Genomic DNA, 11871 nt, shown 5'->3' with positions numbered 1-11871 from the left:
GTGGTGCGGCGGGCAGAGTCCGAGGTCAACGCGCGGAAGTGTGGATCCGTTATGTTCATTAGCTAGACACTTCTCTGACCTGCAAAAACAACAAAGCCCGCATTTCTGCAGGCTTTGTGTTGAATCAATCCAGGCTTAGAACCTGAATACTTCCATATCTGTCCGAATCGGCGAGGCCATCGGGATCTTCGGCTGTTTATCCTTCTCAGCCGCAGGTGCCACAGGCTTGGCAGCCTGCTTTTTCGGGGCTTCAGCAATAGGTGGCTGATTAGCCAGTGGCTTGAGTGCCACCGACAGCTGTTCGGCCAGACGCTGCAGCAACACACCTTGTGCCTGAACCTGAGCCGCGGTGCCACCTGCATGTTGTTCCTGCAAATGCACAATGCGGTTATCGCGGACCTGACCACGGCGATCGATCAGGCGCCATTGCGCGTCAAGGATTGCCGGTTGCGACTCACCCGAATCAAGACGGGTAATGGTCAACAAAACCTGTACATCAGGCGTGAAGCCCACGGTTGCGGGGGCGAGGACAACGCGCTGGCTGTCCAGGTGACCGGCAACCTGACGCAACAGCAACTGATCGATATCCGACGACAAGCTCCCGGCCCAGCGACCATCGGTCGACGCCTGGAGGCTGCCATCCGGTTGACGCTGCAACAGGGTTTCACGTTGCAGATAGTCGGCAATCGTTACCGGGCCAAGCAATACAGCCATGCCTGCAGTTTGTGCAGGCTCAGCCGGACTTCCACTGTCCAGCTGATACAGCGACACCGGCTGGTGAACGCTGCAACCCGCCAGGCCAAGAACCCCGGCGAGCATCAAAATAAAAGGAAGGCGCAGAGCAGTCATCGTCCCATCCAGGTGGCTGCCACAAGGCTAACCACTGTGAAAATACTCAATAAATATGAAGAACGCTCGGCCACGCCGGCGCTTGAAAGGCCATATCATCCGTGAATATGCGTTCCGACTCCAGCGGCAAAGCGTCGATCTACGCGTTAAATCGTAGATCGAGCGCTCTAGGACGCTTAATTGAGGTTTTCGACGAGCAGCGCATCGACCCGCTGAAAGCCACGTGGCAATTTGTTACCACGACGTCCACGTTCACCTTTGTAGTGTTCGAGGTCGTCTGCTTTCAGTGACAAGGTACGTTTTCCGGCCTGGAGCACCAGAGTTGCACCTTCCGGCAGTACGGCGATGTCTGTGACATATTCTTCGCGGTTGGCAACGCGCTCACCGGAGATGCCGATGATCTTGTTGCCTTTGCCCTTACCTAATTGTGGCAGGTCACTGATCTTGAAGATGAGCAGGCGACCTTCGGTCGTCACCGACGCCAGCCAGTTGTTCTCGCGATCCGTCACCGGCCGCGGAAGAATGACCTTCGAGTTGTTCGGCAGGCTCAACAGCGCCTTGCCCGCCTTGTTCTTGGCTTGCAGGTCTTCGCCTTTGACTACAAAGCCATAACCGGCGTCGGACGCGATCACGTACAGCGAATCGTCTTCCGGCATCAGCACGCATTCAAACGTCGCACCTGGCGGTGGTGTCAGACGACCGGTCAGTGGTTCGCCCTGACCTCGGGCCGATGGCAACGTGTGCGTGGCCACCGAATAACTACGGCCAGTGGAGTCGATGAACACCGCGAACTGGTTCGAGCGTCCCGCTGCCAGCGCCTTGAAACCATCCCCGGCCTTGTAAGACAGCCCGGTAGCATCGATCTCGTGGCCTTTGGCGGAGCGCACCCAGCCTTTTTCCGACAAGACGACAGTCACTTTCTCGTTCGGCAGCAGATCGTGCTCAGTCAGGGCCTTGGCTTCGGTGCGCTCGACGATTGGCGAACGGCGATCATCGCCATAGGTTTCGGCGTCCTTGATCAGCTCGGTGCGTACCAGTTTCTTCAACTTGGCTTCGCTGCCCAGCAGGGCTTGCAGTTTGGCTTGTTCCTTGAGCAGTTCATCCTGCTCGGCACGCAGCTTCATTTCTTCCAGTCGCGCCAACTGGCGCAAGCGGGTGTCGAGAATGTAGTCGGCCTGGATTTCGCTCAGCGCAAAACGGGCGATCAGCGCGGCTTTCGGGTGTTCCTCAGTGCGGATGATGTGAATCACTTCATCCAGGTTGAGGTAGGCAATCAACAAACCGTCCAACAGGTGCAGGCGGCGCTCGACTTTGTCGAGACGGAATTGCAGGCGACGACGCACGGTCTGCACCCGGAATTCCAGCCATTCAACCAGCAACGCACGCAGGTTTTTCAGCTGCGGCTTGCCGTCCAGGCCGATGATGTTGACGTTGACCCGGTAGCTCGACTCCAGCTCGGTGCTGGCGAACAGATGCTGCATCAGCGCATCGTGGTCGAAATTTTTCCGGGCGCCCGGAATGATCACGATCCGGCACGGGTTCTCGTGATCGGATTCATCTCGCAGATCAGCGATCTGCGGCGCTTTGGACGGTTTGGCCTGCATCATCGCAGCGATCTGTTCCAGCACCTTGGCGCCGGACACTTGATGCGGCAACGCGGTGACGATGATGTCGCCGTCTTCGATGTGGTAAACGGCGCGCATGCGCACCGAGCCCTTGCCGGTTTCGTACATTTTCAGCAGATCGGCACGCGGCGTGATGATCTCCGCTTCGGTCGGGTAGTCCGGGCCCTGGATGTGTTCACAAAGCTGTTCGACCGTGGCTTTAGGCTCATCGAGCAAGCGCACGCAGGCGGTGGCGACTTCGCGCAGGTTGTGCGGCGGAACGTCGGTGGCCATACCCACCGCAATACCGGTGGTACCGTTGAGCAGGATGTTCGGCAAACGTGCCGGCAAAACCAGGGGTTCGTCGAGGGTGCCGTCGAAGTTCGGGCCCCAATCCGCAGTGCCCTGGCCCAACTCGCTGAGCAGTACTTCGGAGTAACGCGAGAGCCGCGCCTCGGTGTATCGCATGGCCGCAAAAGACTTGGGATCATCCGGCGCACCCCAGTTGCCCTGCCCGTCGACCAGCGTGTAGCGGTAGCTGAACGGCTGAGCCATGAGCACCATGGCTTCGTAGCAGGCCGAGTCGCCGTGCGGGTGGAATTTACCGAGCACGTCACCGACGGTACGCGCCGATTTCTTGTGTTTGGAATCGGCGTCCAGCCCCAACTCGCTCATCGCATAGATGATGCGCCGCTGTACCGGCTTCAGGCCGTCGCCGATATGCGGCAAGGCACGGTCCATGATCACGTACATGGAGTAGTTGAGGTAGGCATTTTCGGTGAAGTCAGCCAGCGACCGGCGTTCTACACCGTCCAGGCTGAGATCAAGGGAGTCGCTCATGCGGGCCTCATCGGTTCGTTGTCTGGCGCAGCAGCATGGTGCCACCGCGCTGGATAAATTCAAGTTTGTTCAGCGCGCTCATACCGAGCAGCACCTGTTTACCGCCCAGGCCGGGCGCGACCAGCGCACGTACATCACGCAAGACAATATCGCCCACCTGCAAACGGTCGATTCGGGTTCTATAACCCTGGCTCAAGCCGTTGGCCGTGCTCAGGGTGACGCCGAAGCCTTCTTCCAGTTTCAGCTGCTTGGCCATTTCCGCCGGGATAGAAACATCGGTTGCCCCCGTGTCCAGCATGAAATCCACTGGCTGGCCGTTGATCTGGCCGCTGGCAACGAAATGCCCCTGACGGTTACTGACCAGTTTCACCTCGATAAAACCTTCGCCCTGCTCCGAGTTGACGACGACATTGGGATTTTCCTGCCGCGCTTCCCACTGGCCAAAAAACCGCGTCGCCAGAAACAATGCCGCGCACCAGGCCAACACCATCAACACCCGACCGGCGCGTTTGCCCGGCGTCTGCTGACTCACGGCTTGGCACTCCAGCCGCCTTCAGGTGCGGCGAAACGCCAAACGATCGGACGAACTTCGCCATCGTCGCGGACACCCACGTTGTTATCGACACCGATCCAGACACCTTTGGCGTCCACGACCAATGCTTCTTCAAGGCCATAGCCTTGTGGGTACTGCCGGCTTTCCTGCAACAACTCGGCGGCATATGACCAGCAGCGCTCGACCTTTGCCGTTACTGCATCGCGGCGGCAGATCTTGTAGGCGTTGCGCTCAAGGGTAAACAGCTTGCCGTCGAACAATGAAAGGTCGGCAAAATCCCGGGAAACCGCCTTGGCCTTGCGAAACTGCGCAGGCTGCATTTCCTTCCCGGCCTCGCTCAGCAGCACGCAACCCCCATCGCAATCCCAGACGACTTGTTTGCGCTTGATCAACAGCAAACCGCGACGATCGCGTTCGGCGGCCAGCCACAACTTGTCACCTTCCGGGTTGATCGCGAGACCTTCGAACAGCGCATTGAAGTGCAACAGCATGCCACTGGCCCGTGCCTCGCGAACCAGCATCGGCGAGATTTTCAGCCAGGATGCCGGTCCCGATGGCGGTACTTGCAGCACCGCGGCATGGGACTCGCTGACGATGTAACGATTGCCGGCGCTGTCGCAGGTGATGCCTTCAAAATCCAGGTCGCCACCGCGAACGAAAGAGGCCGCCCAACTGCGCGAACTCAACCCCCACGGCAAACCACTGGCAGGCACGATCGGGACATCGATCGGCACGGCTTCAGCTTGCCAGGTGTCTTGGCGGGTATCGAGACGGTAGATCTGATTATCGTCTCGATCGGAGATCGTCCACAGTGCCTCGCCGCACTGCGCCAGCCCCGACAGGTTGCCACCGTGCATGCCTTCGACGGCATGCTCGGATAACAGGCGCAGCTCCGGAGTCGGTTCGGCCAGTGCCGTCGAACTCAGGAGTAACGCAGACAACAGGGCAAAGCCAACCCGCATCAACCAAGAACCTCGGCCAGGTTGCCTTTGGATTCCAGCCAGGACTTGCGGTCGCCGGCGCGTTTTTTCGCCAGCAGCATGTCCATCATTTCTGCGGTTGCGTCGTAATCTTCAAGGGTCAACTGCACGAGGCGCCGAGTGTTCGGGTCCATGGTGGTTTCGCGCAGCTGTGGCGGGTTCATTTCACCCAGACCTTTGAATCGGGTGACCTGCGGCTTGCCGCGTTTCTTCTCGGCCACCAGGCGATCGAGAATGCCGTCGCGCTCGGCTTCGTCCAGGGCGTAGTAAATCTCTTTGCCGAGGTCGATACGGTACAGCGGCGGCATGGCGACATAAACGTGACCGGCATCCACCAACGGGCGGAAGTGCTGGACGAACAGCGCGCACAGCAATGTGGCGATGTGCAGACCGTCGGAGTCGGCGTCGGCGAGGATGCAGATCTTGCCGTAGCGCAGCTGGGCGATGTCCGCCGAGCCGGGATCGACACCGATGGCCACGGCGATGTTGTGCACTTCCTGGCTCGCCAGCACTTCGCTGCCGTCGACTTCCCAGGTGTTCAGGATCTTGCCGCGCAACGGCAGAATCGCTTGAAACTCCTTGTCTCGCGCCTGCTTGGCCGAACCGCCAGCGGAATCACCTTCCACCAGAAACAGTTCGGAACGCATCGGGTCCTGCCCGGCGCAGTCGGCGAGTTTGCCGGGCAGTGCCGGGCCCGCGGTGATGCGCTTGCGCTCGACCTTCTTGCTGGCCTTCAGGCGACGGCCAGCGTTATTGATTGCCAGCTCCGCCAGCATCATGCCCGTTTCCGGGTTGGCGTTGAGCCACAGGCTGAACGCGTCCTTGACCACACCGGAAACAAACGCCGCCGCCTCACGGGATGACAGGCGTTCCTTGGTCTGGCCAGAGAATTGCGGTTCCTGCATTTTCATCGACAGGACGAAGGCAATGCGTTCCCAGACGTCTTCCGGCGCCAGCTTCACGCCACGGGGCAGCAGGCTGCGGAATTCGCAGAACTCGCGCATGGCATCGAGCAGGCCCTGACGCAAACCGTTGACGTGTGTACCGCCCTGGGCCGTCGGGATCAGGTTGACGTAGCTTTCCTGAACGCTGTCGCCACCTTCCGGCAACCACAGCAGCGCCCAATCGACCGCTTCTTTATTGCCGGCCAGGCTGCCGCAGAAAGGCTCGTCCGGCAGGCGCTCGAACTCGCTGACCGCATCGACCAGGTAGGAACGCAGGCCGTCTTCGTAATGCCATTCGACTTTTTCGCCTGTGGCTTTGTCTTCGAAACTGACCAGCAGTCCCGGGCACAGTACAGCCTTGGCCTTGAGCACGTGCTTGAGGCGGCTGATGGAAAATTTCGGAGAGTCGAAGTACTTCGGGTCCGGAGCAAAAAACACGCTGGTGCCGGTATTGCGCTTGCCGACGGTACCGATCACTTCCAGATCGGTTTTCTTGTAACCGTCTGCGAAAGTCATCTGGTATTCGTTGCCGTCACGCTTTACGCGCACCCGGACTTCGGTCGACAAGGCGTTAACCACGGAAATACCCACCCCGTGCAAACCGCCGGAGAACTGGTAGTTCTTGTTGGAAAACTTGCCGCCGGCATGGAGCTTGGTGAGGATCAGTTCAACGCCCGACACACCTTCTTCCGGGTGGATGTCCACGGGCATGCCACGACCGTCATCGCTGACTTCCAGGGAGTGATCGGCATGCAGGATGACCTGCACCGAGGAGGCATGCCCGGCCAAGGCTTCGTCGACGCTGTTGTCGATGACTTCCTGGGCAAGGTGGTTCGGCCGACTGGTGTCGGTGTACATGCCGGGGCGTTTGCGCACCGGGTCGAGGCCCGAGAGGACTTCGATGGCGTCTGCGTTATAAGAGCTAGCGCTGGGAGTGGCCATGGGGTCTCGTCGTCCTTCAGTGAAAAAAGTGTTCTGTGAAAAAGAGGCCGGTCACAGTGCTTCGAAATCGATCGACTGATACACATCTGCGCCGATGCCGGCAAAACTCAACATGGCCGGCAATTGCCTGGCAAAACCCTGGAAACCATGGTCGCCACCGGCCTGGATGCGCAAGCCACAGGCCCGGTAGTACTGCTGGGCGAGGCGGTAGTCCAGCGTTTCGTCGCCGGTCTGCAACCACACCTGATACCGCTGTGGGTCCTGAGGTGCCGGCACTTCCAGCTCGGCCAGGGCCGTCACGTGGTCGTGGGTCATTTCCCAGGTCTCATCGGTGTACAGGTTTGTTTGCGCCCCCAGAAACCCGTCGAACATCCGGTGCGGACTCACGGCAGGATTGATCAACAGGGCCTTGAGGCCGTGGCGCTCGGCCAAGTGAGTCGCATAGTAGCCGCCGAGTGAGCTGCCGACCAGCAGAGGCCGCCCCAGCTCGCTAATCGCCTGCTCCAGCTGACCGATGGCTTCACGCGGGTGGTGATGCAAGGCCGGAACGCGCAATTGATCGCTCAAGCCCAGGCGGTCCATCACGTCCATCAACTGAGTGGCCTTTTTCGAAGCAGGCGCGCTGTTGAAACCATGGATATAAAGGATCGAACCAGACATTTGAGCTCCCTGTGCGTCGGGTAAAGAAGGCGGAGTTTACAGGGAGTCGGGCGCGCTGGATGCCGATGAATGCGATTCCTTGTAGGAGCTGTCGAGTGAAACGAGGCTGCGATCTTTTGATCTTGTCCTTAAAAAAAGATCAAAAGATCGCAGCCTCGTTTCACTCGACAGCTCCTACAAGGGATGCGTCAGTAGCCGTTGGAGCCGTAATCGACCGTGTTATCGAAGCCGGTGACGCGCTCCACGCCGGTTTCAATCTGCCCGTCGGGCAACAACCGCATCCACCGGTAGCCTGGCGCCTGATCGCCTACCTTGAAATCTTCACTGCCAGGCTCGAACTGAATACAGGTAGAGGGAGAGGCCATCAACCGCACGCCATTACGCTCCCGATCGATCTCTTGGTGAACATGCCCCCACAAAACCGCGCGCACCTGGGGAAACCGATCCAGCACCGCAAACAGCGCTTCGGGATTTCGCAATCCGATGGGCTCCATCCATGCACAGCCGATCGACACCGGATGATGGTGAAAACACACAAGATGATGCCGCTCCGGCGCCTCGCTCAACGAACGGGCCAGCAGTTGCAACTGTTCGTCCTGAAAATATCCCGGCACCGAACCCGGCACGGCGGAATCCAGCAAGGTGACGCGCCAGTTCCCGAGATCCACCACCGGCTCCAGCAGCGCGCTCTGCACCGCGGCTTCGGCCATGATGTTTGGTTCATCGTGATTTCCGGGGATCCAGCGCGCCGGTGCGTCGAGCTGTCGAGTCAGGTCACGAAACAGCTGATAAGACTCCAGCGTTCCGTCTTGAGACAAATCACCACTGGCGACGATCAGGTCGATTTTCGGCTGCTGAGCGCGCACCAGCTCGATGACCTTCATCAGACTGTCGCGGGTATTCATGCCCAACAACGTCCCGTCCGCTTCGGCAAACAGATGACTGTCGGACAGTTGCACCAGCAACGCCGAATCGGCGGTGGTCAATGTGGATACGCTCGGCAAGGCGTTCTCCCAAGGCTGAATCACGGGTTCGGGTAAGTGCCGCAATTATGCTGGGGGACGATCAAAAGAGGAACGCTGTGAACCGAACACAGTTCACATCTGGCACTTAACGCACAGCTTCGTACTCATGCCCCAACGCCAGACAATGGCTCAACCATTCCCCCAGGAACATATTCAGCTGAGCTTTTTCGTCCGGTTGATGCATCGACGCGTTCGGATAAGGATAGATGCCACGGAAGCGTCGTGCATGTTCGGCGCTGACGACTTCCGCCATGCAGGCATCGTGATAAACCTGAACTTCCAGCTGGGGCACCGGCAGCCACGGCAGGCTGTGCTCCTGGCGCACTTGCAACGTGGTGGTGTACGGACAGACCTGCAAGACTTCCAGCGCCAATACGCCGAGCATCTGATCGCCATGGGTCACGGCAATGCGCCGGGCTGCCGGCTCGTTGCGCATGTCCGGGAGCAGTCGCATCAGGCGCGCGTAGTTGGCCTCGCAGGAGGCTTGCAGCCCCACGAGGTCAACCCGATAGCGATCGCGCGGTTTGTTTACGACCATAACCCCCTCACTTCAGCGCGGTTTAAAGCTAACCATTGCAAGGCAATGATGCTGGCCGCGTTGGCAATTCGTCCGTCGCGTACGGCTTGCAAGGCATCCTCGAACGCCCAGACCGTGACGCGAATATCTTCTGCTTCTTCCTCCAGCCCATGCAGGCCGCCAGCTCCGGCACTGTCGCAACGCCCCAGGAACAAATGCACGAATTCGTTACTGCCGCCCGGCGATGGAAAATATTTGGTCATCGGCCAGAGCGCCCCGAACACAAGCCCAGCTTCCTCCTGCGCTTCGCGGTGAGCAACTTCTTCCGGTACTTCATCCTTGTCGATCAGACCAGCGACCAGTTCGATCAGCCAGGGGTTATCGGTCTTGCCCATGGCGCCGACGCGAAACTGTTCGATCAACACTACTTCGTCGCGCTGCGGGTCGTAGGGCAACACACAGACGGCGTCGTGGCGGACGAACACTTCCCGATTGATTTCGCGGCTCATGCCCCCGGCGAACAATTCGTGGCGCAAGTGCACACGATCAAGCTTGTAAAAGCCCTCGTAGCACTTTTCGCGCCGAACGATATCAACGGCGGTCGGAATGGCGTTGGCAAAATCAGTCATGACAATCCTCGTATCTACACACACCGAGGCTCCAGCCTCGACTTCGCGCCATCCTAACGCGCCCGTGACGTTTGATGCAGCCCCTTTCCCGTCATCGGGATAGACGGTGGGAGCGAAACCAACTCTAATTAGCTTAGTGGCGAACTGACTGCTTCGTTGAGAGTCGAAGCGGATAACTTTTCGCCTTTCCCAGTTTTATCAAGGACGCCCATGTCGCTTTTTAAAATCGCCTCCGTGGCCGCAATCGCTTTGACTCTGGGCGCTTGCCAGAGCCTGTTCCAGCCCAACTATCGGGCGCCGCTGGAAACGACCCGCGATGCGTCCGAACAGCTGAAACCTGGCTGCACGACACCTGATTGCCCGCTGGTCAACATCGACACGCTGCGTTTCCCTGCAGAACCTGCGCTGGACGGCATCATCGAAAAACGCCTGCTGCAAATGACCCGCACATCCCCCGACGCCCCGGTAGCGCCATCGCTGGCGGCATATCGTGACGAGTTTTTGCGCACCGCCGGCCCGCGTTACAGCAGCTACCTGCAGGCCAAGGTACGTGAGCAGCATGACGGCTTGGTGATCGTCGAGTTTTCCAGCTACCTGGACACCGGCGGCGCACATGGCACTCCAGGCCGCAGCTTCATCAACTATTCGCGCCAGCAGCACAAGGTGCTGACGCTCTCTGACATGTTGTTGCCAGGGCAGGAAGAGGCATTCTGGAAAGCCGCGCAAGTGGCGCATAACAGCTGGTTGATCAGCACCAAGCTCGATCAGGAAGCAGAGTTCGTGAAGAGCTGGCCGTTCCAGAAGACCCAGAACGTGGCGCTGACCTACGGTGGGGTGATCCTCAAGTACGAAACCAGCACCATCGCGCCTTACGCGCTGGGCCACGTCGAACTGAAGATCCCCTACCCTCGCCTGAACGGCATTCTCAAGCCCGAGCTGTTTCCTGGCCGCAACTGAAGGCCCGACCCAGCACCAGCTGTAGCAACCCTGCCAGAATCAACGACGGCAGGGTTGCGCCGATGTCCGGGTAGAGATTGGCCAGCAAGTGATACGTGCTCACCCCGCCCAACCAGGCGAGCAGCGCCGGCCAGCGCAATGCGGCTGACGCCACTTGAGCACTGCGCTTGCGCAGGATGAAGTGATCCACGAGTACCACGCCAAACAGCGGCGCAAACACCGAGCCGATCAACAGCAGGAAGTTCTGGTACTGGGCCAATGGCGCCAGCAAGGCGATCAATGTGCAGATCACGCCGATGGCCAGGGCCAGATGCTCGACTTTCAAGCGCAGCAAAAACCCGCTGGATACGGCCGCCGAGTGAATGTCGGCGAAGGCGTTTTCCGATTCATCCAGCAGAATCAATAACAGCGGAATCCCCAGGCCAGCACCGGCCAGCGCCAACAGCAATGCGTTCACTTCACCGCTCGGCGCGAACGCCAGGGTGTAGGCCACGCCCAGGCTCATCAGCCAGAAGTTGCCGACAAAGAAACCCACTGCGGTGCCGCCAAAGACGTTCCTGGCTCGCTTGCCGAAACGCGAGTAGTCGGCAATCAGCGGCAGCCATGACAGCGGCATGGCAATGGCGATATCGAAGCCCACGGCAAACGGCATCGAACCATCACCTGCCTGGGCCCACAGGGCAGCCAGATCGGCTTTGGCGAAGAGGTTCCAGGTCAGCCAGATACAGGCGGCCAAGAGCAACCAGATCCCCCATTTACGCAAGATCTGTCGCACAAAGGTCAATGGGCCGCTGACCGCCAGCAAGGTCGCCAGACCGCCGAAGAACAGGGTCCAGAGCAGTGGACTGGACAATACGCTGCCTTCGCTGAATGCACGGGCACCCAACAGGCTGGCCGCGTCACGCATGACGATGATTTCGAATGAGCCCCAACCGATCAGTTGCAGCAGGTTCAGCACCGCAGGCAGGCTCGCGCCGTGTTTGCCGAGGCTGAGTTTGAGCGCGGCCATCGACGACAGGCCGGTGTCGCTGCCAATCACGCCGACGGCGGCCAGCAGCAGAACACCTACCAGCGTGCCGAGGAAGATCGCCAGCAGCGAGCCGGACAGGCCCAGACCTGGCGCCAGCAATGCGCCGGTCTGCAGAACCATCAGGCCGATGCCGAGGGAAAACCACAGGGAGAAGAGATCGCGGCCGCCGAAGACACGTTTGTCAGTGGGCACCGCGATGTCTGGGGAATAAGTGCTGGGTTGAATGCTCAAGGGTGTTATCTCAGAGGGACTTTTGTTGTTGTATTGATCGCTATCGTCAGCAGGCTGGCTCCCACAGGGGACTTGTGAACGCCACAGATCCAATGTGGGAGCCAGCCTGC

At 59.5% G+C, this 11871-nt stretch carries 11 protein-coding genes; 1 reads left to right on the top strand and 10 read right to left on the bottom strand.

What is annotated here, in order from left to right; genetic code table 11:
• Window positions 1-135: 135 nt before the first annotated feature.
• The 9 genes from ACA063_RS02370 to ACA063_RS02330 all read right to left on the bottom strand — a co-directional run bounded on the left by ACA063_RS02370 (window position 136) and on the right by ACA063_RS02330 (window position 9543).
• Window positions 136-849 carry a PqiC family protein gene (locus ACA063_RS02370; RefSeq protein WP_194691593.1) on the bottom strand — a complete coding sequence of 238 codons (714 nt, stop codon included), beginning with the start codon at window positions 847-849 and terminating at the stop codon, window positions 136-138.
• Window positions 850-1025: 176 nt separating this feature from the next.
• Window positions 1026-3293 (bottom strand): DNA topoisomerase IV subunit A, encoded by a 2268-nt coding sequence (parC, locus tag ACA063_RS02365; protein WP_162437131.1) that lies wholly within the window; start codon window positions 3291-3293, stop codon window positions 1026-1028.
• Between the two features lie 7 nt (window positions 3294-3300).
• A complete protein-coding gene (locus tag ACA063_RS02360; RefSeq protein WP_497664645.1) occupies window positions 3301-3825 on the bottom strand; it encodes a retropepsin-like aspartic protease family protein in 525 nt (174 codons plus the stop codon).
• Window positions 3822-4808, bottom strand: a complete 987-nt coding sequence (locus ACA063_RS02355; protein ID WP_497664644.1) for an esterase-like activity of phytase family protein — start codon at window positions 4806-4808, stop codon at window positions 3822-3824. Before ACA063_RS02355 ends, ACA063_RS02360 begins: the two co-directional genes overlap by 4 nt.
• Window positions 4808-6712 (bottom strand): DNA topoisomerase IV subunit B, encoded by a 1905-nt coding sequence (parE, locus tag ACA063_RS02350; protein ID WP_194691596.1) that lies wholly within the window; start codon window positions 6710-6712, stop codon window positions 4808-4810. The genes ACA063_RS02355 and parE overlap by 1 nt, the downstream gene beginning before the upstream one ends.
• A gap of 51 nt (window positions 6713-6763) precedes the next feature.
• Window positions 6764-7372, bottom strand: coding sequence for a YqiA/YcfP family alpha/beta fold hydrolase (locus ACA063_RS02345; protein WP_497664643.1), 609 nt, complete (start codon window positions 7370-7372; stop codon window positions 6764-6766).
• Window positions 7373-7560: 188 nt separating this feature from the next.
• Complete coding sequence (gene cpdA, locus ACA063_RS02340) at window positions 7561-8376, bottom strand: 3',5'-cyclic-AMP phosphodiesterase (RefSeq protein WP_497664642.1); 816 nt, start codon at window positions 8374-8376, stop codon at window positions 7561-7563.
• A gap of 106 nt (window positions 8377-8482) precedes the next feature.
• Window positions 8483-8935 (bottom strand): DUF1249 domain-containing protein, encoded by a 453-nt coding sequence (locus ACA063_RS02335; protein WP_497664641.1) that lies wholly within the window; start codon window positions 8933-8935, stop codon window positions 8483-8485.
• Entirely contained in the window at window positions 8926-9543 is a 618-nt protein-coding gene (locus tag ACA063_RS02330) for an NUDIX domain-containing protein (RefSeq protein WP_497664640.1), read from the bottom strand. Before ACA063_RS02330 ends, ACA063_RS02335 begins: the two co-directional genes overlap by 10 nt.
• A 210-nt stretch (window positions 9544-9753) precedes the next feature.
• Here ACA063_RS02330 and ACA063_RS02325 point away from each other — a divergent pair, with 210 nt between their 5' ends.
• On the top strand, window positions 9754-10500 hold the full coding sequence (locus ACA063_RS02325) for an RsiV family protein (protein ID WP_497664639.1): 747 nt from the start codon (window positions 9754-9756) through the stop codon (window positions 10498-10500).
• Here ACA063_RS02325 and cytX read toward each other — a convergent pair.
• Window positions 10469-11761 (bottom strand): putative hydroxymethylpyrimidine transporter CytX, encoded by a 1293-nt coding sequence (cytX, locus tag ACA063_RS02320; protein ID WP_497664638.1) that lies wholly within the window; start codon window positions 11759-11761, stop codon window positions 10469-10471. The two genes, ACA063_RS02325 and cytX, sit on opposite strands and share 32 nt — an antisense overlap.
• Window positions 11762-11871 lie beyond the last annotated feature (110 nt).

The organism is Pseudomonas sp. LBUM1643 (genome assembly GCF_059716215.1).
This window is presented reverse-complemented; position numbering and strand designations above follow the sequence as displayed.